Annotated in this window: 22 protein-coding genes; 3 read left to right on the top strand and 19 right to left on the bottom strand. The window is 68.1% G+C overall.

Translation table 11 applies throughout. From position 1 onward, the window contains the following. Position 1 precedes the first annotated feature (1 nt). The 14 genes from ACGFYV_RS15550 to ACGFYV_RS15485 all read right to left on the bottom strand — a co-directional run bounded on the left by ACGFYV_RS15550 (position 2) and on the right by ACGFYV_RS15485 (position 11941). Positions 2-838: an aminoglycoside phosphotransferase gene (locus ACGFYV_RS15550; RefSeq protein WP_393878903.1), complete on the bottom strand. Its 837-nt coding sequence runs from the start codon at positions 836-838 to the stop codon at positions 2-4. Beyond that, on the bottom strand, positions 835-1491 hold the full coding sequence (locus tag ACGFYV_RS15545) for a histidine phosphatase family protein (RefSeq protein ID WP_393878902.1): 657 nt from the start codon (positions 1489-1491) through the stop codon (positions 835-837). The genes ACGFYV_RS15550 and ACGFYV_RS15545 overlap by 4 nt, the downstream gene beginning before the upstream one ends. After that, positions 1488-2246, bottom strand: coding sequence for a phosphotransferase (locus ACGFYV_RS15540; protein WP_392632373.1), 759 nt, complete (start codon positions 2244-2246; stop codon positions 1488-1490). Before ACGFYV_RS15540 ends, ACGFYV_RS15545 begins: the two co-directional genes overlap by 4 nt. Then, positions 2243-3091 carry a class I SAM-dependent methyltransferase gene (locus ACGFYV_RS15535; RefSeq protein ID WP_393878901.1) on the bottom strand — a complete coding sequence of 283 codons (849 nt, stop codon included), beginning with the start codon at positions 3089-3091 and terminating at the stop codon, positions 2243-2245. Before ACGFYV_RS15535 ends, ACGFYV_RS15540 begins: the two co-directional genes overlap by 4 nt. A gap of 31 nt (positions 3092-3122) precedes the next feature. Further along, complete coding sequence (locus ACGFYV_RS15530) at positions 3123-3632, bottom strand: topology modulation protein (protein WP_393878900.1); 510 nt, start codon at positions 3630-3632, stop codon at positions 3123-3125. Between the two features lie 96 nt (positions 3633-3728). Further along, entirely contained in the window at positions 3729-4781 is a 1053-nt protein-coding gene (locus ACGFYV_RS15525; protein ID WP_393878899.1) for a hypothetical protein, read from the bottom strand. Beyond that, positions 4778-6496: a carbamoyltransferase gene (locus ACGFYV_RS15520; protein WP_393878898.1), complete on the bottom strand. Its 1719-nt coding sequence runs from the start codon at positions 6494-6496 to the stop codon at positions 4778-4780. Before ACGFYV_RS15520 ends, ACGFYV_RS15525 begins: the two co-directional genes overlap by 4 nt. An 8-nt stretch (positions 6497-6504) precedes the next feature. After that, positions 6505-7455 (bottom strand): thymidylate synthase, encoded by a 951-nt coding sequence (locus ACGFYV_RS15515; protein ID WP_393878897.1) that lies wholly within the window; start codon positions 7453-7455, stop codon positions 6505-6507. Next, positions 7452-9299: a hypothetical protein gene (locus tag ACGFYV_RS15510; RefSeq protein ID WP_393878896.1), complete on the bottom strand. Its 1848-nt coding sequence runs from the start codon at positions 9297-9299 to the stop codon at positions 7452-7454. The genes ACGFYV_RS15515 and ACGFYV_RS15510 overlap by 4 nt, the downstream gene beginning before the upstream one ends. Beyond that, entirely contained in the window at positions 9296-9988 is a 693-nt protein-coding gene (locus ACGFYV_RS15505; RefSeq protein WP_393878895.1) for an HAD family hydrolase, read from the bottom strand. Before ACGFYV_RS15505 ends, ACGFYV_RS15510 begins: the two co-directional genes overlap by 4 nt. Before the next feature lie 31 nt (positions 9989-10019). Beyond that, a complete protein-coding gene (locus ACGFYV_RS15500; RefSeq protein WP_393878894.1) occupies positions 10020-10502 on the bottom strand; it encodes a DUF6082 family protein in 483 nt (160 codons plus the stop codon). A 95-nt stretch (positions 10503-10597) separates the two neighbouring features. After that, positions 10598-10852 carry a hypothetical protein gene (locus tag ACGFYV_RS15495; protein WP_393878893.1) on the bottom strand — a complete coding sequence of 85 codons (255 nt, stop codon included), beginning with the start codon at positions 10850-10852 and terminating at the stop codon, positions 10598-10600. A gap of 130 nt (positions 10853-10982) precedes the next feature. Further along, the gene (locus ACGFYV_RS15490; RefSeq protein WP_393878892.1) at positions 10983-11591 is read right to left on the bottom strand and encodes a hypothetical protein; all 609 of its coding nucleotides are present in this window, start codon (positions 11589-11591) and stop codon (positions 10983-10985) included. Continuing rightward, the gene (locus ACGFYV_RS15485) at positions 11549-11941 is read right to left on the bottom strand and encodes an ATP-binding protein (protein ID WP_393879029.1); all 393 of its coding nucleotides are present in this window, start codon (positions 11939-11941) and stop codon (positions 11549-11551) included. Before ACGFYV_RS15485 ends, ACGFYV_RS15490 begins: the two co-directional genes overlap by 43 nt. A 257-nt stretch (positions 11942-12198) precedes the next feature. Between ACGFYV_RS15485 and ACGFYV_RS15480 the strand changes: the two genes are divergently transcribed. Next, positions 12199-13446 carry a helix-turn-helix domain-containing protein gene (locus tag ACGFYV_RS15480; protein ID WP_393878891.1) on the top strand — a complete coding sequence of 416 codons (1248 nt, stop codon included), beginning with the start codon at positions 12199-12201 and terminating at the stop codon, positions 13444-13446. 50 nt (positions 13447-13496) lie between these two features. Here ACGFYV_RS15480 and cutA read toward each other — a convergent pair whose 3' ends face one another. Both cutA and ACGFYV_RS15470 read right to left on the bottom strand, forming a co-directional pair. Beyond that, positions 13497-13820, bottom strand: a complete 324-nt coding sequence (cutA, locus tag ACGFYV_RS15475; protein WP_358696291.1) for a divalent-cation tolerance protein CutA — start codon at positions 13818-13820, stop codon at positions 13497-13499. 147 nt (positions 13821-13967) lie between these two features. Continuing rightward, complete coding sequence (locus ACGFYV_RS15470) at positions 13968-14255, bottom strand: hypothetical protein (RefSeq protein ID WP_358696292.1); 288 nt, start codon at positions 14253-14255, stop codon at positions 13968-13970. A 91-nt stretch (positions 14256-14346) separates the two neighbouring features. On the opposite strand from ACGFYV_RS15470, the gene ACGFYV_RS15465 reads away from it, so the two are divergent. Together ACGFYV_RS15465 and ACGFYV_RS15460 are read left to right on the top strand one after the other, a co-directional pair. After that, complete coding sequence (locus tag ACGFYV_RS15465; protein ID WP_393878890.1) at positions 14347-15006, top strand: helix-turn-helix domain-containing protein; 660 nt, start codon at positions 14347-14349, stop codon at positions 15004-15006. After that, the gene (locus tag ACGFYV_RS15460) at positions 15003-16619 is read left to right on the top strand and encodes a tyrosine-type recombinase/integrase (protein ID WP_393878889.1); all 1617 of its coding nucleotides are present in this window, start codon (positions 15003-15005) and stop codon (positions 16617-16619) included. The genes ACGFYV_RS15465 and ACGFYV_RS15460 overlap by 4 nt, the downstream gene beginning before the upstream one ends. Before the next feature lie 89 nt (positions 16620-16708). Here ACGFYV_RS15460 and ACGFYV_RS15455 read toward each other — a convergent pair whose 3' ends face one another. The 3 genes from ACGFYV_RS15455 to ACGFYV_RS15445 form a co-directional block, all read right to left on the bottom strand. Continuing rightward, positions 16709-17524 carry a hypothetical protein gene (locus ACGFYV_RS15455; protein ID WP_393878888.1) on the bottom strand — a complete coding sequence of 272 codons (816 nt, stop codon included), beginning with the start codon at positions 17522-17524 and terminating at the stop codon, positions 16709-16711. A gap of 140 nt (positions 17525-17664) precedes the next feature. After that, positions 17665-18393 (bottom strand): M48 family metallopeptidase, encoded by a 729-nt coding sequence (locus ACGFYV_RS15450; protein ID WP_393878887.1) that lies wholly within the window; start codon positions 18391-18393, stop codon positions 17665-17667. Between the two features lie 6 nt (positions 18394-18399). Further along, positions 18400-21756 (bottom strand): type I restriction endonuclease subunit R, encoded by a 3357-nt coding sequence (locus ACGFYV_RS15445; RefSeq protein WP_393878886.1) that lies wholly within the window; start codon positions 21754-21756, stop codon positions 18400-18402. Positions 21757-21783: the final 27 nt, after the last annotated feature.

Below are 21783 nucleotides of genomic sequence, written 5' to 3'. Positions count from 1 at the left end.
GTCAGGCGAGCCGGGACAGGACGGTTCTGCCATGTGCGCTGAGGGCGGTGTCGTTCTCCTGGTGGCCCTTGACCAGGGCTGTGGCCGCCTCGATGGCGCCGAAAGACTCCAAGAGGCGGCGTTCGGTGTCGTTGAGGGAGCGTCCGTAGCCGTCGAAGAAGGCGGTGCGCAGGTGGGGTGCGGCCTGCCAGCGTCGGAATTCGAGCCGGGCGAAGTCGCGGACCCGGGCGTCGCGTCGCATGTGCTCGAAATCGAAGATGCCGAAGGTGTCGCCGAGCAGCCAGTTGCGCGGCTGGTAGTCGAGGTGGCAGATCGCGCTGTCCATCTGGCTGGTGCCCAGGATCACCGCGTGGTGCTTCAGCAGGTTCTCCTCGGCCGCGTCGAGCAGGTCGGCGTGGACGGCCCGGCCGATCCACCCGAGGAACCGCTCGGCGAGCGAAGCGCCGACGGCACCGCCCAGGGGCATGGCCGTGGCCCGGTGCAGCTTGCCCAGCACGTGCCCGGCCTCGTGGTGGGCCAGCTCCTCCTCGGGTGAGCCCGGAGCGAAGGTGTCCGCGCGGTGGCCTGCGAGCGCGGTGAGCAGCAGGGTGCGGGTGGCATCGTCCCGGCCGACCAACTCTGGAGCATGGCCGCTCAGATGGGTGACCCACGTCCGGTAGGCGTGGAGTTCTGCGGCGTACCGGTCTCGCTCGGCGTGCTGCTTCGCGATGAACTGACGCCCGTTGTCGGCCACCAGGCGTACGACGCGGGGCGGGAGCGCGGGGTCCGCTGCGATGTCAACTGCGCCTAGGAGTAGGTGCGCCAGTTGTATCCGGGGGTCGCGCGAGGTCGCGATCACGGGGTCGGCTCCGGCGTGAGGAGACTGAGGTGCTCGGTGTCGTTGTGCCGGTCGAGCATCCAGCGGTTCTGGCCCAGGCGGTTGCGGTGGTGCTGCCAGCGGGTGATGGAGGCGTGGTTGTGGGTGAATCCGGCGGGCGAGCCGATCGGGATGCCGAGCAGCAGGGTGTGCGCGGTGATCACCGTCTCCCCGTGGGCCGCGAAGACGACGCGCTTGCCCCGGTTCTCCTCGATGAGCTGGCTCAGGTTCCTGCTGGCGCGCTCCAGGAATCCGTTCCAGGTGTCGGAGCCGTTGGCCCAGGGTGTGTCGGGGTGGGCGTGCGGCCCGCCGTCGGCGGCCGTCTTCACCGCGTCCCAGGGCCGGCCATCGGCGTCGCCGTGGACCGGGCCGTCGAGTCGGTCGTCGTGGTGTATGGGGATCTGGAGGGTCTGGGCGATGATCTCGCCGGTCTGGACGAGACGGATCCGCGGGCCGGTGTAGATGACGTCGAAGGGCTTCTTCAGGTGCTCGGTGGCCAGGCGGCGTGCGGCCTGTTCGGCCTGGGCATATCCGAGGTTGGTCAGGCCGGTGCAGGTGCGCGGGCCTCCGACGAGGCCGTCGGCGTTGCACTGGGCCTGGCCGTGCCGGACGAAGACGAGTTCGGTGGTGATCATGAGGCTCCTCGGTGGCTGAAACGGAGGGGCAGGCTGTAGCGGTAGCCGTTGCGACCGATGTACGGGGCGGTGAGCACGGCGTGCAGGGCCAGAGAGCTGTCGAGCTGGTTTCGGTCCGTCGTTCCCAGGCGGGCGTCGTGTCGTAGAGCTGCCGCGTTGTACGCGAGCAGGGCGTTGGTGACGGCTTGGTCCGGGAGCGGCCCGTAGGTCAGGTGGAGCGTCACGATGAGCTTGGCGAGGTCGTAGCCCATCGGGGCCAGGGACAGGTCGTCGGTGTCGACGGCGACGATGTCCCTGCTGGTGACGATGAAGTTCCGGGGGTTGCTGTCCTTGTAGAAGGCGCAGGGCCCTTGGGCCGTCGTTTCCAGCAGGCCGAACATCGCGTGCAGCGCGGCCTTGTTCGGCAGGTAGCCCTGTTCGTGGCGTCGCCGCAGGGCGCGATTCCGGGGGCCGAGGTAGTCGTCGAACCTGGTCCCGTCCCGGAAGTGGTGCGGGGTGTCCAGCGATGCGGACCGCAGATCGCTGGCCCAGGCGGCACCGTGGGCGTGACCCAGCAGTGCCGCGACGCGCGGGAGGTCGTCCGGGCGCACCGAGCGACCTTCGATCCGTTCGAACGTCAGGCTGTTCGCTCGGACGGTGAGGAGCGCCGGCTGCCGCAGTGGCTTGGCGTGCTCGGTGAGCCACTGGTAGTGGCGCACCGCCCCCGCCGCACGCTCCGGTTCCGTGTAGGGCTTGGTGAAGGGCGCGAGGGTCATGCCATCCGCCCATCGTTCGGCTGGGCGACGACGAAGGTGATCCGGGACCGGGTGGTCAGCGGCTCGTCGGGAAGGAACTCGTGCAGGGTCGCCGCCAGGGCACCGGGGTTGCCGTACAAGCCGGGTGCCAGGTCGTACTTGGGGTTGGTGGCCAGGTACTGCGCCGAGTGGTCGTGGCCGTCGAAGGTGAAGACGTGCTCCTCGTCCAGGACGGCGATCACGTCGAGCGAGGAGGCGGCGATGTCGGCCAGGTTGTCGCTGTGGGCTGCGGTGTACAGGCTTTCGTGCTGGGCGGCACGCGGATCGAGACCGGCGCAGGCGACCAGCTGGTCCATCTCCCGGTAGCTGTCGAGGCCCTTGGTGACGAGCACGGCCACACCACCGGGGGCGAGGACCCTGGCGATCTGTCCGACGACGTCCTGGGGGCGCGGCGAGTGGTAGAGGCAGAACGCGGCGACGACGACATCGCTCGACCTGTCGGGCAGAGGAAGGTCGTGGAAGTCGCCTTCGACGAACTCCACCGTGCTGTCGGGCAGATTCCTGACGCGCTCGCGCGCCTGTGCGAGCAGGGCGGGGGCGGCGTCCAGGCCCACGACGTGCTCGGGCCGGAGCTGCTCGGCGAGGATGAGGCTGCTCGTGCCGCGACCGCATCCGATGTCGAGCACCGCGCCGAGCCGGTCCGGCCGGGCGTGATGGGTCTGCACCAGGCTGACGATGGTCTCGGGCACCGGGTGTCCGGCGGTCTTGGCCCGCATCAGGGCGCTGGTCCGCCCGGCCAGCCGTGAGGCGTGTCCGTACAGCTCCGGCTGCCGGACGGGGTCCAGGAACGGGTTGGACTCGTTCATGCCGCACCCCCTGACCGGGGGCGCTGGCCGGTCAGGACTGCGCGGCGGCGACCCTCCGCAGCCAGCGGCGCGTCTGGCGCCGGTTGGCCAGCAGCACCACATCGGCTCCGGAGCCGAACTCCTCGATCTTCGCCATCACGCGGGGCCGCATCTTGCGCCGGTACGTGGCGACGTACTTGATCACGCCCCAGTGGATGCGGTTGTGCACCCCGTTGCCCTTGTGCCCCGCGCCGTGCCGGATCTGCCGGGAGAAGATCCCGTACAGCGCCGCCACGGTCGACACGTCCATCAGGACCACGGTGTCGCAGGCTTCGAGCCGTACCTGCAGCGTCGAGTTGTAGTTGCCGTCGATCACCCACCGCGGCTGCGCGACCAGCTCGCGCTGCACGTCGGTGAACTTGTCCATCGGCAACGCGTTCCACTCGTCGTCGTAGAACGCGGCGTCCAGGTGTGTCACCGGGGCGTCGAGGATCCTGCCCAGTTCGCGGGCCACATGGGATTTGCCGCTGCCTCCGCAGCCGACGATGGCGACCTTCTTCATGGTGCTCCAGCGTAGAGAGGTTCGGGTGTCCGGCGGACCCATCCTCCGGGACGCGCCCGGAGGATCCGCGCGCCGTGGTCGATCGAGCGGTCTGCATCAGGCAGCTCCCCGCTCGGTCGCGGTGGCCCGGAGGAGGCCGTGCAGGACGGACTCCAGGGTGTTGACCTGCTTGCACAGGCCGAACAGGCGCAGCCGGTCCACACATGCGGCGATCAGGGCAGCGTGCTGTTCGGTGCCGGCGATCTCGCGCAGGTAGGAGAGGCGTTCGAGCACGTCGTCGCCGGAGCGCACGACCAGCTCCTTCGGGACGAACCGGTCGGCGAAACGGATGTCCGCCGGGGCCAGCGGCAGGCATCCGGCGAGCACGGCCTCGAAGATGCGCTGGGTCATCTGCCCAACCGCGGCGTACCGCTCGGGCAGCATGAGCACCGTGGCCAGGGACCGGCCGTAGACGTCGGCGGCATCCTCGAACGGGATCCGGCCCGCGAAGCGGACGTGCGGCCAGCGGCCGGTTTTCGTCCACTTCCCGGCGACCAGGTGCTCGACGCGGGCGGCGGCCGGGGCGAAGAAGCGGTCGAAGGGCTCGTCCCGGTCGTACTGGTTGCCCACATAGCCGAGCGCGAGATCCCGAGGCCGCGCCGCGAGGGAGAGGGGATCGGTCTGGGCGAGGAGGTCCTCGGCGACGGGGAAGAGCAGCGAGTGCGCGCCGGGGGTCGGAGTGAGCGCGGCCTCGCAGACACGGGTGTGGGCCGTGCGGCGCCACACGCTCTCGGCGCGCAGGGTGCGGTCCTTGTCCCAGATGACGGTGGGTGTCCGGTGCCGGGCCGTGTAGTGGTTGACGAGCCGGGCCTGCCGATGGAGGTCGCAGGTGTGCCCCTCGCTGCCGCACGCGGTGGTGTTGCGGCCGGGGATCGCCCAGCGCCACTCCAAGAACAGGGCGTCGATGCCGGGCAGGCCGTCGTCGAAGGTGTACGCGCCGCCGAGGTCGTCACCGGCTTCGAGGCGGTCGCGGTCGGGTTGGAGGAAGACGATCTCGTGACCGCGGGCAAGAAGGGCGTCAATGAAGGGGCGGCGGTGGCTGCGGCCTCCGTCGGGGGTGTCGGTGATGCCGTTGCCGAGGAAGCCCCAGAAGCTGTATCCGATCTTCATTTGGTGATCCACCGCCCTTCGAGGAGCAGGGCGTCGAGGCCGGAGTTGGCCAGGCAGTCCAGGGCCATCTCGGGTGTACCGCAGATCGGCTTGCCCTTGACGTTGAGGGAGGTGTTGATCAGCACGGGGATGCCGGTCCGGCGGCCGAAGGCGGTCAGCACCGCGTGCATGAACGGGTTCTGCGACCGGGTGACGGTCTGCAGGCGGGAGGTGTCGTTGGCGTGCACGATGGCCGGCACCCGCTCGCGCGTCAGGTGAGTCACCCCGGAGGCCATGGACATGTACGGGGCCGGCTGGCCGAGGGTGAAGAACTCGGCGGCGCGCTCGGCGGGAACCATGGGGGCGAAGGGCCGGAACGGCTCGCGGAACTTCACGGTGGCGTTGAGCCGCTCGACGACGCCGGGCTCCAGCGGGGAGGCGAGGATCGAGCGGTTGCCCAGGGCGCGCGGCCCGGCTTCGACACCACCCCGGAAGAGTCCGGCGATTGTGCCGTGAGCGAGCTGGTCGGCGAGAAACTCGGCGGTCTCAATGCCGAGGGTCTTCTGGTGGAGGCCGGGCCAGGGGGTCAGGTCGAGCGGCTGGTCCTCGTAAGAGGGGCCGAGGTAACAGTGGCGGGCGATGCCGGCGACCGGGCGAGGGCTGCGTCCATCGACGTGCACGGCGAGGGCGGCCCCGATGGCGGTTCCGGCGTCTCCGGGTGCCGGCGGGACGAACACCTCGTCGAAGATGCCAGCCTCGATGATCTTTCCGATGCTGACGCAGTTCGTGGCGACGCCGCCGCCTACGCACAGACGCCGGGAGCCGGTGAGCGCACGGGCACGGCGGGCAAGGTAGACCATCACCTGCTCGGTCCGCTCCTGGAGGGCAGCCGCCAGGTCTCGATGGACGTCGGTGAGCGGCTCGCTCGGGTGCCGCTCGGGGCAGGTCTCGGCGACGAACCGCCGGGACGTCCTCGGATATCCCGAGGTGAGGGTGCGCGTCGGGAAGTAGCCGGGGTGGATGCGGAAGCCCGTGGTCGTCGTGCGGACCGCCGTAGTGAACAGGTGCCGGAAGCGGGCGGGGTCGCCGAGAGCGGCCAGCGCCATGACGGTGCCTTCCTCGTCGCCACGCCTCCAGCCCAGGTGCTCGGTGACGGCGCCGTACACGTATCCGAGGGAGGCCGGGTCGTTGATCGCTTCCATGGGCTGGAGGCGGGGGCGCTGGATGCCGTGGCCGTGGGCGATGGTGGTGGTCTGCCGCTCGCCGAGGCTGTCGACCACGAGGACGGCGGCTTCCTCCCAGCCGGAGGCGGCGAAGGCCGTGAGCTGGTGGGCTCGGTGGTGCAGGATCGGTGTGACGCGGGCCGAGGGGAACTGGGTGCCAAGGACGCGCAGCCGACGCCGGGTTCGCAGGGCGACCTTGGCGAACCCGTGGGCGCGGGCCAGGCTCCGGTCGCGTGTCATCGGCGAGAGCGCCATGCGCAGGGCGGCGGGCGACTCGGCGAGGTAGCGGACCGGCTGGAAGTTGTAGGCGACGGCGTTCACGTCGCCGGCGCTCAGCTTGGCCTGGTCGAGGAGCCATCCCACGGCGCGGGCCGGGTAGAGCTTGGTGTGCTTCTGCTCGGAGAGGCGTTCCTCCTCAACGAAGCCGACGAGTTCACCGTCTACGAGAAGAGCGGCCGACGAATCGTGGGTGTACGAGCACAGGCCAAGGATCACGGAGGGGGTGCGCTTCATGGCGGCGGTCACCTTGCCCCGGCCGTGGCGGCGCGATTGGTCGAGCGCCGTTCCAGCTCTCCGTACCAGGCGGTGAGGGCCTGGCCGAGGGGCCCGTCGATCGTCTCGGCCGCCCGCCACGCCTGCTCGCGCTTGCCGTCCTTCCACAGCCGGTAGCTGCGCAGGGTCTCGGCCATCGCGTCCCAGCCGGGGTGACCGGTCACGTCACGGGCCTCGACCTGGTCGAGCAGGCCGTCGAAGCCGTTCCAGGGTGTTCGCAGGTCGGGCATGGTCGCGCTCGCCGGGAGCATGGTGAGCGTGTCGGCCTGCTCGATGTGCTCGTCGTAGATGTGCAGCGAGCCGATGTGCAGGTGGAACTCGCCGAGTTCCGCGTCGAGCCATCCGGCGACCAGCTCGTGCAGCACGGTGTAGAAGAACACGTCGTACGGCATGCCGATCCATACGTCCTGGCCGCGCATCGTGGTCGCCATGTGCAGGCGGCCGGCACGCAGGTGGAACCGGAATCCGAGGGTGCAGGGCACGTCCTTGTGCCCTGCGGCGTCCTGGGCCGGGTCGTAGAGCTGGATCAGGGCTCGCCGGGAGTCGGGGTCGGCCTGGAGGATTTCGACGACGCGGGAGAGCTGGTCGACCTTGCCGGCCCAGTTCCGCATCCTGGGGCCGTACGCCCCCAGGAGGACGCCTTCGTCGGCGAACTGCCGCAGTCGGTTGTTGTAGTCGAAGATCCACGGCGCGTCGGATCCGGAGAGGTGCCAGACCGTCTCGGCGACGGCGAAGGCCGGATTCACGATGCGGGCGGGCGGGGCGTAGAGCAGGCGGGCGCGCGGCTGGGTGAGCAGCAGGTGCACGTCGCGGACTTCGTGGGTGGCCATGCCCCGGGGGCTGATCTTCTCGCCGGACTTGGCCAGCGTGACGGCGTCGGAGAACAGCTCGGCGATGCTGTCGGCCGTGAGGGATGTCATCGGGCGGATGCTCCTTCGTCCTTGGGCGACGCAGCGGCGCCCGGGTGGTGGTGGGTAGAGCTGTTGGTCCTCGGGCCGGAGGTGGCGCGGTCGGTGATGAGCCGGGCGATCCGAACAGCGCTGTCTCCGCGCCACCGGCAGACGGCGTCCAGGGCCGCCCGCGGGATCGGCGCGGGGCCCCCGCTCACGCCGGAGAGCGCTTCGGCGATGTCCCCGGTGGCCTCGCACCGGGTCGCGAGTCCGTGACCGGCCAGGCCCAGGGTGCGTTCGCCCGGCGGGCCGATTTCGAGGACCGGGATGCCGAGCAGCGCGGCTTCGATTCCGCACGTCGAGTACGCGCTCGCTACTGCGTCAGCACCAGCAAGGGAGCCCCGCGCTCCGACCCGGGGGTCGGCCACCGCGACGGGCGGCCCGCCGTCCCGCTTCACCAGAGCGGTGAAGGCGTCGGTGCCCTGTGCCGGGTGTGGAGCGATGACGAGCCCCCAGTCGCCGCCCGCCTCGGCAAGCCCGTCCAGGAGGAGGTCCGCGTGGGACTTGAGGTGACCGGGGTTGAAGGGCTGGCATGCCCACACCGCGATCCGGGTCGGCCCACGTCGGCCCCCCGAAGCGAGCAGCTTCTCCAGGTACCGCCGCTGTGCCTGGCGGCTCAGACCGGCGAGGACGTCGAAGCGGGGCTGCCCGAGTACGTGCACCTCGGCCTCGGGGTGGCGCGCCCACCCTCGGCCCAGGGCGAGGTCCCGCTCGCCCATGACGATGATGTCGCGGCTGTGCAGGGCCGGCCAGGCGACCGATTCCGCCGTCCACGCCCCGTGCTGGACGTGCACCGAGTTCGCTCCGTGCCGCTCGGCGGCGTGCGCGGCCAGCACCCCCAGGGGGCTGGTGTCGTTGCTCAGCAGGACGGTGTGCGGTCTGGTGGTCGACAGGATGTCGTCGAGCCAGCTCTCCGCCCGCACCACCGTCCGCCACGACGGCTGGGTGCAGCCCCCGCTGGTCTCCAAGAGCACGGACAAGAGCCTCACGAGTCTGGCGAGTTGCACGCCGTGACCTCCTACCTGGACAACGTGCTCGTCGTCGGGACGGTGGAGGCCCTCGGCGGTTCCGGAGACGGTGAAGAGGTCGCTCGGGGCCGAGCGCAGTTCGATACCCGTTGCCGGTCCCACGCTGCACCGCTCGGCGGCATCAGTGGCGAGATCGAGCAGGAGGCTCCTCTGCCCGTCGCGCGCCAGTTCGGCGAGAACGGGGGTCAGCGTGGCTGCGTGGCGGGAGGTCCACGACAGCGCCAGAACGTCCTGGCGTCCGAGGTCCGAGGGGAGGGGACTCGGCTCCGTGTTCGCCGTACTCGTCCGGGTGCGGTTCCGGAGCTGGGCCGAGAGGGTCGGGTTGTGCGGTGCCGCAGCACCGAGCACGTATGCGACGCCGGACCACGTCACCGTGTAGGCCAGGTACTCACGCGAGCTGCTCGAACGCAGGCTCACGAGTCCCTCGTAGGGGGCCAGGGTCAGGGGCCCTGGGGCGGAGGCGAACGGTGCCCAGGAGTTCAGGGCCAGGAGCTTGCGCACGATCTCGGCGACGAAGCGTCGCACGGGGACGTGCTGGACGTGGAGCCAGTCGGCTCCGCCTGGGGTCGTGGCCAACTTGGTGCTGTAGCGGTCGACGGCCTCCATGACGTCTTCGACGCCGGAGCGCAGTAACTGCTTGTCGACGGTCGTCGCTTCCAGGTCCGTGGTGTGGATGTGGTCGGTCCGCGCGTGCGCCAGGGCGCCGGTTCCGACGAGAGCCCAGGTCGGCTTTCCGGCGTTGGAGGAGCGGACCAGGCCGAGGCCACCAGTCGTGTGGGGGCTCACACCGTGCTCCCCTCGACGAGCGGCTTGGCGGGAAGAAGGCTCAGCAGTTCCTTGGGGGACGCGATCGTCTCGGGGTCGGGGGCCGTCGGCTGCCCGTAGCCCCATCCAGCGTGTACATACGGGACGCCGGCGCGGGCGGCTGACTCCTGGTCGACCGCCATGTCACCCACGTAGACGGCGGAGGCGGGGTCGACCCCCAGGTCGACCAGTGCCAGGAGGAGCGGGTGCGGGGCCGGCTTCGTCCGGCCCGCTCCGGCGGGCGTGCGAATGGTCGCGAAGGGACACCCGAGGCGCGCGAGGAGCGGGGCCGCCCGGTCGACGTGCTTGGACGTCACGACACCCAGCCGCCAGCCAGCGGCCACGAAGGCGTGGAGCGTCTCGACGATGCCGGCGAACTCCTCCGCGAGGTGCGCGGTGGCCACGGACTCCGCCTCGTACGTCCGGCGGACCGCCTCAGCATCGGTCACGCCCAGCCGCTGCATGATGTCCCCGAATTCGCGACCCAGGTGGCGCTCGTAGTCGCGGAAGGGAAGCACGACGCCATGGATCTCCTGGACCCTCTGCCACGCCTTCCGCATCACGGGACGCGTGTCGAGCAGCACTCCGTCGAGGTCGAGGAGAAGAGCGCGCGACTTGGGGTCGCTCGGCGCGGCCGTAGCGGGTGGTGATCCGCAAGCGGGAACGGTCATGATCATCCTTTCGTCAGGGTGTCGTCGCGCCTCAGAGGGCCGAGGCCGGAGCAAGTTCCAACTCGGGGTACTCGGCCGGACCGCCGGCCTCCTCGAACGCCGCGTCGAACAACGCCACGTGCATGCGGTCCCATCGCCCCCGGGACTGCTGGGCACGCCCGTGACGGGTCAGAGCCCACGCCTTGAGGGCCGTCGGGTCCTCCATGAAGTTCCGCGCGTTCTGCCGCAGGACGGCGGGGGTGAACACCCTGAGATTGAGGCCGGGGCGCCAGAACTCAAGCCACCACTGGCACATCAGGAGCGGACCCGATTCGTCGTCCTTGACGTGATCGGGATGGTTGCGCACCCAGATCGGGTCCAAATCCGGGTGTGTGGTCGCGACTTCGAGCATGCGGCCGTGGACCTGGTGCACCGCCAGCTCCAGGGACTGGCGGTGCTGCAGGTGACGCTGGGCGATGTGCACCGCGGACGCGAGGGCGATGGTGGTGGCCAGAGCGAGAACGGGACGGTTCATCTGCGACCTTTGCTCGGGGATGGATGGGACGGTGTAGGCAACTGGTGACGGCGTCCGGGACAGCGCGGTGGTCGCCGTCGTGCTCCCTTGAGGAGTCAGGCCGCGTCCGGCGGGCCGTCAGCCGACGGCGAGGTCGATCCGTCCGGCTCGGCCGGCAGGCGCGAGAGCCGGTGAAAGCGCGAGAGGTTGAAGCCACGCCCCTGAACCTCACCGGCGGGCACGGCGAAGAGGTCGATGCCCTCTTCGCTGGGTGCCGACGGAGCGGCCTCCCTGATGGCGAGGAGCGCTTCGCCCTGCTCGCGGTGCGGCAGGAGGCGCGGTGCACGATCGGCATGTCCCTCGAAAGTCATGGTCAGCCCTCGGTCAGGTGTATGTGAAGGTGCAGGCGAGTACGACGCTCACGGTGGCGATCAGGGCGATCTGGGCGCTGATCTGCCGCCAGCCCCAGCCCTTCCTGTCCATCCAGCGCAGTGGACGCCTTCAAGTCGGCGCGACGGGTTCCTCGGGGATCACGAGGTGGAGGAACGCCCGGCAGTGCTCGCCCAGGTGTTTGATCACGGCGTGGTACTCGTCGTCATCGGAGCTGATGTTGTGCCGGTCGAGGACGAGCACGCCGTCGGCCAAGCCCTCTCGGAGCTGTCGCTCGGCTTCACACCATCCAGGTCGATCCCAAGGCGGCGTGTAGACGCCCTGGCTCGCACTGGAGGCCGGGAAGTACGTCGTGGTCACCGGGACCGCCACATCGTGAAGCCGGGCGGCGATCGCGTAACCGAGCTGGTCGGCCTCAGCCTGCAGCGTTCCCCAGTCCTCATCAGGTCGGGCCCTCGGACTCGGTACCAAGCTGTACGCCAGCACGCGCAGCGGCTGATCGGCCTGCGCGGCGATGACCTGTCGGCAGAAGTGCTCGCGGAAGTTTTGGAGTTGGCCAGCTCGGGACTGACGCTCCACCCGGGCAGAGGTGAAAGGCCATCTCGGGTGGCCACGGTCGGCAGTCGGCGCGCTGCCGCCCGTGTGCCTTTCTCGCCCCCGGTCAAGGGCGACGAAGCTCAACACGTCGGCTCCGTACTTGACTGCGTTGTGCGGCGACATGGGGGTGCCTCCGTGAGAGTGGGGATGACCGCGTATGTCGTCCGGCCGCCGTCCGCGACGCCCCACCGAAGCGACAGGCAGGCGACGAGGTGCAGCCCTCGACCCCCGAGGCCGGCGGCACTCGCGCGTCGTCGCCTCGCCGGTGCGGTGCTGTCGTCAGTTACTCGGATCCGCAGCTCGCGGTCGTCGTGCCGCAGTCGCAGTCGCACGTCCCCGGAACCGTGGATGATCGCGTTGGACACCAACTCCGAGACGACGAGGCGGGCGTCTTCTGCCGGGCCCTCCGGCAACGACCACTGCTTCAGCACGGTGGCCGTGGTTCGTCGTGCTTCAGCGACGTGCACATCCATCGGCTCCATGGCCATCTCAAAGACGTGAGAGGCCAGCGGACACCGAGCTGTCGCGGCGCCGACGACGTGGGCGCCACCGTCGTCGCCCCCTGGTCGGGGTGGCGATGCTGTCCGGTGCGTGGTCATGCGCACATCGCACCGTGGCGGCGCGATCCGGAACAGGGGAAACCGGAGGGGGGAAATCTTTGTCAAGGGGGGAAAATCAGGGGGGAGTTGGGGGGAGGATTGGATTTCTCCCACGGATAGAGGTCAGACTCATGGCAGTGGATCCCTTTGCCGAGCTGCTCCTTCACCTGCGGCGGAACGCGAAGCGGACGCAGGACCAGCAGGCCGGCGCGATCAACGCCGCTTCCGGCCGGGCAACGATGACCCGCCGGGAAGTCAATCGGTACGAGAAGGGGACCAACGTCCCGACGGACCACACCCTGGGGAACATCGCTTTGGCCTGCGGCGTCCCGCTGGAGCCGTTGCTGCGTGAAGCGAAAGCCGCACGCGCCAGGCGACGAGCGAAGAACGAGGTCGAAGCGGAGGACCTGGACGACGTGAAACGCCGAACGCTGCTGGGAGGCGTAGCCGTCGGTGCGGCTGCGGCTGCCGAGCCGTGGGGCCGGCTGGCCTATGCACTCAGCAAGGGTTCCAAGATCGACCCGGAGTCGGCGGGGGTGCTTGTCGATCATGCGGCCCGGTTGCACGTGGACGAGCTGAACGAGAGCGCCCTCAGCTTGCAGTCGAGGGTCGAGGCGCACTTGGACGCGATCACTGCGGCCCTTCCCCGCGCCGGATCCCATGAGAAAGCGCTGACCATCGCGGCGGGGGAGACCGCAGCTCTTGCCGGATGGATCGCCTGGGACCTCGGCGAACACGACAAGGCCACCTCCTATTACGGAGTGACCTCGGAGTGCGCGAAGAGAGCTGGGCACCCCCCTCTGCGCGCCCTGGCTCTGGGCTACGCGAGCTACGGTGCCCCCAGCCCCGCGAAGGCGCTGGAGATGCTTTCGCAGGCAGCTCAAGACGTACGCGGACGCGGCAATGCAACCGCCGCAGCGTGGGCCCTGGGCCGGTACGCGGAGGAGGCCGCCCAGTCAGGCGATGACGCTGTCGCCCTTCGTGCGCTGGAGCAGGCCAGGTTTGCCTACGACTTCGCCGACCACACAAGCGAGCAGGCGTGGGTTCGCTTCGTGACGCCGTACCGGATGGACTCCTTAACCCTCTCGGTCTACGGCGAACTCAAGCGGCAGGAGCTGACGGCTACGGCCGACTCCGCAGTCAAGCGCCTGGGCGGTGGACTGCCCGAGTCCGGTGTCGTCGTCCTGGGGGACCTGGCGTCCGCACTTCTGCGCGGTGGCGACGTAGACCGCGGGGCCTATGTCGCGCACCAGTTCGCAGCAGCGGCGGAATCGAAGCCCAACACCATGGGTCGTCAGCGGGCGCAGGCCATCGCTGCCGGCCTTCCCGACACCGAACATGATCTGGCCAGCCATCTGCTGGCGTTCGCGACGCTGTGAAGCGTCCGAGCGGACCGGCTCGGTGGGAGGGGGTGCAGTGGTGACCCCTACTACGGGCGCGTCTCCTCGACGACCCAGGACAAGTACGCGTCCGACCCTCCGGTCACAGGCAGGGTGACCCACTGGGGGACGTCGTACGGGTGCTTCTCGTGCAGCCATGCCTCTAGCGCGGGGAGGCGATCCGTGGACGTCATGTAGGAGATCCGCCACTCCTGCGCGGCTTCGACCTTCCCCTGCCACCAGTAGAAGGCGTTGATGGGCGCGTCGATGTGAACGCCCGCCGCCAGTTTGCTCTCGACAGCACCCCTGGCGAGGGTTTTTGCCTGCTCCTCGTTGTCACTCGTCGTCTGCGCGATCACGATCTCGGGGTCCATGCGGCTACCTCTCCAGGTCGGTTACCGCGACCCTACCCAGAGGGTTGAAGCAGCCGACAAGCGCTGGTCGCCGGGATCCGGGCCGAACGCACCTGCCGGTTACGGCCCTGGACCGAGCACTTCGTCCTAGAGGTCGACAGAGCACCACTAGGCGGCGAGGTCGTGCCGCTCACTGCCGTCAGTCTCCTGCCCGCCGCCAGACTGATGGCGCTCAAGGCCCAGCAACTTCAGCAGGTCGGCCGTGACCACACGGTAGGCGTTTCCGAGGCGCAGCACCTTGACGGGGTACTCCCCCTGCTTGGCGAGGCCGTACCCGGTGGACCGTCCGATCATCAGCGCCTTGTTCGAGGTGTCGAGATCGATCACCGCTGGGAGTGCGAGCAGCTCGTCGCCGGTCAGCCCTCGTGCCGCTCGTGACTCTTTAGGGGTCGCCATGACGCTCTCCTCGCGCTTATCGGTGCCGTAGTGACGCGAAAGATGTATCACGGAGTTGCGGCAGCCCCCTTCTGGTTCTTAGGGTGTCACCATGACACCTGATCAATGGTCGACAGCCTTCACCGGCCGGATCGCTCGGCGCCTACGGGACTCGCGCCGGGCCGCCGGCCTCACGATGGCCGAGGTCGCGCAGGGCTGCGCGGCCCGCGGCATGCCGGAACTCACCGAGCACTCCATCAAGAACCTGGAGTCCGGCCGCAAGACGAGCGTCAGCGTGGCGGACCTCGTCATGCTGGCCGACGTCCTGGGCAGTCCGCCGGTCACCCTGCTGTTTCCGCTCGGATCTTCGGCGACGGTCGAGGTTCTGCCGGGCCAGGAGCTGTCCACTTGGGATGCGGTCGCCTGGTTCACCGGAGAGACACCTCTGGATGATGCTGCCCCCGAGGGCTCGCCCCGGGACGTTCTCGACACCTTCCGACACCACGGCGACCTCGTCGCCGCGTCGATGTCCTCGTACGTCCTGGCGCAGGAACGGCGACGGGTGGCCAGCACCACACTGGACCGCAGTCGCCGAACCACGCTTCTTCAGCGAGCCGAAGGCTACGAGGCGCACGCCTTCGAGGACGCCCAAGAGCTGCGTGCGTACCGAGAGCGGATGCGTCAGCGCGGCCTTACCCCTCCGGCCCTTCCTGACCGACTCGCCTTTGTCGACGAGCCCGACATACACCCCGAGGCCGAGGAGCGTGAATGAAGAAGGGCACCATCACGCGACGGTGCCGGTGCACTGACCCCGAGACCGGCAAGGACCTCGGGGCGTCGTGCCCGAAGCTCCAGTCGCGACGGCACGGGACCTTCGGGGTGTTCCAGGAGCTGGACCCCGCCCAGGACGGCCGACGACGGCGGTTCCGTCGTGGTGGCTTCGAGACCTCCACCAAAGCCCAGGAGGAGCTGGGCAAGGTCCGCGCCCTCATGGCGATTCCCGAAGAGGACGACGCGTGGGGCAGGACGCAGATCAGCGACCTGCTGGAGGACTGCGTCAAGGAGAAGACCCCTCTGCCGGACTACGACGAGACCCGTCGCCGGTTCCAGACGGGTCAGTCGCTCAACTCGAAGACCCCCGTCGGGGAGTGGCTCGACACCTGGCTAGCCGGGCGGAAACGTCTGCGCCGTGGCGGTGCGTCGCGCTACGAATGCGACATCCGCGTCCACCTCAAGCCGCACCTCGGGCACCTTCGCCTCGACAAGCTCCGAGTCCACCACATCGACAAGATGTTCGACGCCATCAACGAGCGGAACATCGAGATCCAGGAGCAGAACGCCCAACGCCGTGCCGTCGCTGATGAGCTGAAGGCCACCCCGAACAAGGGGGCGGAGAATCGAGCACGCCGGAAGTGGTTCCGCGCCCAGCTCGACGCGATGCCGCCGTTCCGCCGGGTCACCGGGTTGAACACCCAGCCCCACATTCGCGACACGCTCCGGGCTGCCCTGAACGTCGCCATCGCCCAGCAGGTCATGCCCGCCTTCAACCCGGCCGCTCACGTCGAGCTGCTTCCGGGGACGAAGCCGAAGGCCCTGGTCTGGACCGAGGAGCGCATCGCTCGCTGGCAGGAAACCGGCAAGAGGCCGTCGCCGGTCATGGTCTGGACGCCGGAGCAGACCGCCGTCTTCCTCGACTTCGTCGCAGGAGACCGGCTGTACCTGCTCTGGCGACTCATCGCCTTCCGAGGCACCCGCCGAGGAGAAGCCTGCGGCGTCCGGTGGGAGGACTACTCCGCGAAGCACTGCTCGCTGGCCATCGCCACTCAACTCGTGCAAGACGGCTGGGAGGTCCACGAGGGTGCGCCCAAGACGGACAGCGGCCTCCGGCTGATCGCCCTGGACGGCGAGACCAACGAGGGCTTCCTCACGCACAAGAGTCGCCAGCAGAGGGAGCGCGAGGCGTGGGGTGAAGGCTGGCAGGACACCGGTCGCATCTTCACCCAGGAGGACGGCTCCCTCCTCCACCCGGGCAAGGTGAGCGACCTGTTCGAGCGTCTGACGGAGGCGGCTGGCCTTCCGCCGATCCGCCTTCATGACCTACGGCATGTCGCCGCGACGCTGATGCTCGCGGCGGGCGTCGACATCAAGGTCGTCTCGGAGACCCTCGGCCACTCGGACACGCGGATCACGAGGGATATCTACCAGTCGGTCCTCGACGACCTGGCGCGCGATGCCGCCGAAAAGGTCGTGCAGCTCGTGCCGCACGCGCGTAAGGCGCTGGCGGCCGTTCCCGAAGTAATGCCGCAGGCAGCCTCAGCCGCTCGGCTGCCGAGGATGGCACCGCCACGTAAAGGCGACGCGTCACAGCAGAATCGTTCCGCCTAAGAGCGGACGGAGGAGGAGCCCCGGTCAGAGGGAAGCTGACCGGGGCTCCAGTCTGTGTGCGAAGCCGCTTCACGTGCCCGCAGGGCGACTCAGGCGGGAGCATCCACGACCGTCAACAGCGCTGCGGCGATGGCGATCAGGGCTTTCGCCTCGTCCCGGCTGTAGGTGAACGCCGATGTCACCGCGTCCTTGTGAACCGCTGCGCTCGTCTGGTCCTCGACCGCGAGACGGATCCAAGCCCAGCGTTCGTCTTGCGTGCGCTGCAACCTGTCCTTGCCGCCAGGCCACTTCCAGCCGCTGTGTTCCTTGATCCATTCAAGCGCGCGACGGGCCTCCAGGATCGCGCCGTCGATGTCGTCGTCCAGAAGTCGGCGCTGGGCTGCGCGTAGGAAACGGGCGGGCGTCGCGCGGGGGTCGTCCTCCAACGGGAACGGGACCTGCATCTCGAACGCGACCGCGGGTCCGAGGGCGGTGACCTGTTCGATCCAGCGGCTCTTTGCCACGCTGAGGTGCAGGACCTCCGTCGTGCTACCGGGGTAGCCGGGGGCCTGCGGAAGCGTGCCCGTGACCTCCAGTTCCATTCGGAGGTCGCCGTCGCGCGCCTCGTTGATGGCGTGGAGTTGGGCCGAGGTGAGGAGGAACTTGAGGACGGGCCGCTCGACTCCGGTCTCCGGCGTGAACGCGAGCACTTCCGTGCCCCGTCCGACGAGCGTCCGCTGGTAGGGGTTCGCTATCCCGTACAGGTCGGTCTGGAGAGCCAGGAACCTGCCGGCCTTCGTCGCGCTGGGTGCCTTCACGTCCAGCCCAACCTGCAGACAGATCGTGCCCATGCCCCGAAGGAGTTGGACGCTCTCCTCCCGGACGCCGAGGACGAATTCGCCAGCCTCCGCGTCGAAGCGCATCACGTTCACGACCGCCCCCTCCACCGTGTTCTTCCGACCGACCGATTCTCTACCAGGCGGCGCGGTGACACCGTCGGTTTATAGGAATCCCGAAGACCACTTGCAACGGACATCTTCCCCACCCAGAGAGCCCATCTGCTCGTTCAACGTCCCGAATCCTCGCTAGGCAACCACACGCCAGCTCCCCAATCCTCCAACCTCTGCCGACGATTTTCGTAGTCGGGAAGAGCTCGGGCCACCATCCGCCAGAATTTCGGTGAATGGTTCGGCTCATGGAGGTGGGCCAGCTCGTGTACCAGCACATAGTCCACGAGTGCGGCAGGAAGCTGCATGACCGCCCAGTGGATGTTAAGGGCTCCCCGATCCGAGCAGGACCCCCAGCGGTAACCAAGGGGGCGGACGACTAGGTCAGCGGGCGGAGCTTCTAGGCAGTCTGCCCAAGGATTCAGACGCTGAGGAAGCCATTGCCTTCCCCGCTCCGCGTACCAGGCCACCAAGGCGTCGCTGGCTGAGCCCTCGTGGCCCCGCCGCAACCTAAGCCTGCCTTCCGCCAGGGCCACCGGGCGGGTAGCTTCGTCGACGGCCTTGAGTCGGTAGCTGCGCCCCAAGTAGTAGAACCCCTCACCATCCACAAACCGGCGGCGCGGGCGCTGCTCTACATCCACCTCACGGTCGCGAACATTGGCGTAGAGCCAGGGCAGACGGGTGCGGATCAGACCTTCGAGGGCCTCCCGGTCCGCGCCGGGCGGCACAGTAGCAACGATCCGGGCGTCGCGTTCCACCGTGACCCGGACGCTCGTACGTCCGGGTACTGGGTGGACATTGATGACCAGACCCCCCACTTCCAGCGGTTCAGCTGCGGTGTCATGCATGAAGGGTTACAAGTCCTTCTTGTTGTGCTGGATGATCTCCCGCACCGCAGGCGCGAGGCTGTCGACAGCGGGATGCGTGCGGTCGTTCACGGCGAGCAGCATCCAGATATCGCTCTGCAGATCGTGGAGCGCGGCCGTGTTGTAAAACAAGTCCTTGCGTGCGCTGTGCCGCACGGCAACAGCGCGTATTTCGCGCGTCAGCCCGATCAGGTCCAACCGTGCCTCGTCGGTAATGACCCCGTCCGTGACGACGGCGGTCAGCTGCTGATACACGGCCTGTTCGAGCTTGCTGAGACTACGCACATCCTCCGGCAGACCCGAATCACGCCCCTCGGCCACATCCTGCGCCTTCTGGGAGAGAATCTCGAAGGCTTCGAGCTGCTGGGCCCAGTCCTCCGCGTACTTCTTGAGGATTTCCTCCAAGCGTTCACGGAGCCTGTTGTAGGCGACGGGATTCTCCTGAAAGTGAAGTTCGATGTGGTTACGCACGGCGTGGGCCATCATCGACGCCTTGGCGCGGGAACCCGGCAGTTGCTCGACCTTCGTGCGGAAATCATCGGAGGTCAGCCGGGTGGGTTCTATCGCGCGTTCCACGCCCAGGGCCTTGACGTGCTCGTTGATCAGCTCGGCGACTCGCTCACCGTAAGCGGCCGGGTCGAAGCCGTCATCCTCCTCGCTGAACCGCTGTTTTGCCACCTGGGCGATGAACCCAAAGAGCTTGGCTGGCCGCTGATAGCGGCGGGTGGCTTCGCGTGGCAGGAGGAGGTCAAAGGTATTCAGGAAGGCTCGAAGGAGCTTGCGGTAGGTGATCCGCCGTTCCTCATCCTCCAGAGTGTCCACCAGCCGGTGCACGGCGACGGTGTCAGCAGGGTCGATCAGTTCCCGAGTGAGCCCGAGATGGTGGCGGAGCGCGTCGTACTGGTGCTCAAGCTTGTTCTCCTCGACCTCGATTTTGACGGTGCCGCCCTCCGCCTCGTCGGAGGCGTAAGCGGCCATAGCGTCGAGGAGGGCTCTGGAGACGCCCGCGTAATCGACGACAAAGCCGGCCTGCTTCTTCTCCCCGTAGGTGCGGTTCACACGGGCTACGGCTTGGAGGAGTTCGGCCTCACGCATCCGGCGATCCAGGTACATGACCTGTTCGATGGGGGCGTCAAAGCCGGTGAGCAGCATGGTGCGGACGATGAGGATAGCCACCGGCTTGGAGGATTCCGCGGTGAGGTCGGCGGGGTTGGGGAAGGGGCTACGGAACGCCGCGATGGCGTTCTCCTGAGCGTTCCCGTCAGACCAGGATGCCCACGCCGGGTCGTCCTCGGAGTCGGGGGAGATCACCGGCACGAAGTCGATGACCTTGAGCAGCGCAAGCTGCTTGTGGGCGGAGACGAGAAGTCGCTGCTTAGGGGTACGGTCCTCCGCCGGCAGGTCCTGGGCCTTGTCGAGTGTTCGGGCCGGGGACTTGGCAGCCTTCTCTACTTCGGCGACCAGTTCGTCACGTGCGTCACACAGGGCTTCCCGGTAACGCACCGCGATGCCACGTGAATGAGCGACGACCTGTGCCTTGAAGCCTTCCTTCATAGCCCCTTCGACGTAGTGGCGCAGCATGTGGCGCGCCTTACGCCGGATCATGTCGTCAGCGTTAAGGACAGCCGAGGACTTGGCGTACCGCTTCTGGAGTTCTTCGTACTGGTCATCGGTGAGCTCTTCGAACTCCTCCTCGAACGCCTCGTCCAAGGTCTCGCCCTCGTTGACCGCGCCTTTGGCGATGTGTCCTTCGTAGTAGATGGGCACGATGGCGCCGTCGTCCTCGGCGTCCTTAAGGCGGTAGGTGTCGATGAACTCACCGAACGTCGTCGTGGTGAGCTTGCGGCGGTTCATGATGATCGGGGTACCGGTGAAGCCGATCCGGGCTGCGTTAGGCAGGGACTCCATGAGGTTCTGGTGGAGGGCAGAACCGTGGGAGCGGTGCGCCTCGTCGACCAGGATGAGGATGCCGTCCCGGTTGTTGATCAAGCCCCAGCCGGGAGTGCCTTCGTGGGCAAGGGAGTCCGCGGCGTTCTGCCGAGCCTTCTCCGCGTCCTGCTGCTTCTGGATCATGACAAAGACCAGGCCGGCGTTCTCCAGAGCAAGGACCTTCGGCACCTCGGACGCGCGAGTGATGACGTCCGGCTTTTCGCCTGCAAGCTCGGCTGTTTCGGCGAGCTGCTTCTGGAGCTGCCTTCGGTCGGTGACAATGACGATCTTGAAATGGCCCAGGCCAGGAGTAGAACGGAGCTTGCGCACCAGGAACACCATGGTCAGCGACTTACCCGAGCCCTGGGTGTGCCAGACGATGCCACCGCGCTGGTCATCCTTTCCGTGGACCTGTTTGGTCTCGCCCGTTAGCAACCGCTCCACCGCCTTATGCACGGCTCGATACTGCTGGTAGCGCGGACCAATCTTCACCCGGGCAGTTCGCCCTTCGGATACCTCGACATCCTTGAAGACAACGAAGTTTCGCACGATGTCGAGCAAGCGGTGCGGGTGCAGTACTCCAGCTACGAGAACCTTTTGGGCGCCGGCGAATGCGTCATGCTTGTGGAACGCCGTTTCCGCTACTCGCTTCGTGTCGAGGGGGTGCGAATCCCGCCAAACCACATAGTCCTGAGGGCGAGAGGTGAACGTTCCCAGCAGTGCGGTGTCCCCAGTCGTTGCGATTGTCAACTGCACTGTACGGAACAGCTGTTCGCTGCCCTCGGGCACGAACGAATCACGCCTCTGATTGGCGTATCGACGCAACTGCTGGATCGCCTTGTGCGCATCGCCCTGCCCGGCTTTGAGCTTCTTGCATTCGATAACGACCAACGGAATGCCGTTAACGAACAGCACAAGATCGGCAATGAGCTTCCTGGGCTTGCCGTGGTCGTCCCGCGCACCCGGGATCGTCATCGGGAATTGAGAGACGACAAGGAAGTCGTTGTTCTCCGGTGTCTCCCAATCGACGAACCGAACCTTCTGCGCCCTACCTCCGTCCCAGCCGTCGACGCCAGGGACGGCGACGCCTTCGATCAGAGCTTGGGTTGATGCCTCATTAGCCGCTATGAGCCCGCCGCCGGGTGCACCGCCCTTGCTGAGCGCAGAGATCGCGACGGCCACGCGGGCGTCGTCCAGCCACGCCGTCCCGTTCGGCGTCCGGTTCAGCCGGTCCAACTGACGCCGGAGGATTCCGGTGAGCAGCGCGCTGTCCGCCCCATGCCGGATGTACGGATCTGCGCCTGGCGCTTGCAACTCCGCGCCCTGGATCCCCACCACATGCCGCCAACCCATGGTGCGGTGGGTGAGCTGAGCGATCAGTGGGGCTTCTACGTACTTGTACTCGGGGCCGGACATCGGGGGTGCGGTCTCCTTGGGTGAGCG

Source organism: Streptomyces sp. NPDC048297 (assembly GCF_043201585.1).
Taxonomy (GTDB): domain Bacteria; phylum Actinomycetota; class Actinomycetes; order Streptomycetales; family Streptomycetaceae; genus Streptomyces.
This window is presented reverse-complemented; position numbering and strand designations above follow the sequence as displayed.

Bases quoted from the DNA above. Each gene is read 5' to 3' on its own strand.
- ACGFYV_RS15545 (WP_393878902.1), bottom strand. From the start codon at position 1,491: ATGATCACCACCGAACTCGTCTTCGTCCGGCACGGCCAGGCCCAGTGC.
- ACGFYV_RS15540 (WP_392632373.1), bottom strand. From the start codon at position 2,246: ATGACCCTCGCGCCCTTCACCAAGCCCTACACGGAACCGGAGCGTGCG.
- ACGFYV_RS15535 (WP_393878901.1), bottom strand. From the start codon at position 3,091: ATGAACGAGTCCAACCCGTTCCTGGACCCCGTCCGGCAGCCGGAGCTG.
- ACGFYV_RS15530 (WP_393878900.1), bottom strand. From the start codon at position 3,632: ATGAAGAAGGTCGCCATCGTCGGCTGCGGAGGCAGCGGCAAATCCCAT.
- ACGFYV_RS15525 (WP_393878899.1), bottom strand. From the start codon at position 4,781: ATGAAGATCGGATACAGCTTCTGGGGCTTCCTCGGCAACGGCATCACC.
- ACGFYV_RS15520 (WP_393878898.1), bottom strand. From the start codon at position 6,496: ATGAAGCGCACCCCCTCCGTGATCCTTGGCCTGTGCTCGTACACCCAC.
- ACGFYV_RS15515 (WP_393878897.1), bottom strand. From the start codon at position 7,455: ATGACATCCCTCACGGCCGACAGCATCGCCGAGCTGTTCTCCGACGCC.
- ACGFYV_RS15505 (WP_393878895.1), bottom strand. From the start codon at position 9,988: ATGACCGTTCCCGCTTGCGGATCACCACCCGCTACGGCCGCGCCGAGC.
- ACGFYV_RS15500 (WP_393878894.1), bottom strand. From the start codon at position 10,502: ATGAACCGTCCCGTTCTCGCTCTGGCCACCACCATCGCCCTCGCGTCC.
- ACGFYV_RS15495 (WP_393878893.1), bottom strand. From the start codon at position 10,852: ATGACTTTCGAGGGACATGCCGATCGTGCACCGCGCCTCCTGCCGCAC.
- ACGFYV_RS15490 (WP_393878892.1), bottom strand. From the start codon at position 11,591: ATGTCGCCGCACAACGCAGTCAAGTACGGAGCCGACGTGTTGAGCTTC.
- ACGFYV_RS15485 (WP_393879029.1), bottom strand. From the start codon at position 11,941: ATGGATGTGCACGTCGCTGAAGCACGACGAACCACGGCCACCGTGCTG.
- ACGFYV_RS15480 (WP_393878891.1), top strand. From the start codon at position 12,199: ATGGCAGTGGATCCCTTTGCCGAGCTGCTCCTTCACCTGCGGCGGAAC.
- cutA (WP_358696291.1), bottom strand. From the start codon at position 13,820: ATGGACCCCGAGATCGTGATCGCGCAGACGACGAGTGACAACGAGGAG.
- ACGFYV_RS15470 (WP_358696292.1), bottom strand. From the start codon at position 14,255: ATGGCGACCCCTAAAGAGTCACGAGCGGCACGAGGGCTGACCGGCGAC.
- ACGFYV_RS15465 (WP_393878890.1), top strand. From the start codon at position 14,347: ATGACACCTGATCAATGGTCGACAGCCTTCACCGGCCGGATCGCTCGG.
- ACGFYV_RS15460 (WP_393878889.1), top strand. From the start codon at position 15,003: ATGAAGAAGGGCACCATCACGCGACGGTGCCGGTGCACTGACCCCGAG.
- ACGFYV_RS15450 (WP_393878887.1), bottom strand. From the start codon at position 18,393: ATGCATGACACCGCAGCTGAACCGCTGGAAGTGGGGGGTCTGGTCATC.
- ACGFYV_RS15445 (WP_393878886.1), bottom strand. From the start codon at position 21,756: ATGTCCGGCCCCGAGTACAAGTACGTAGAAGCCCCACTGATCGCTCAG.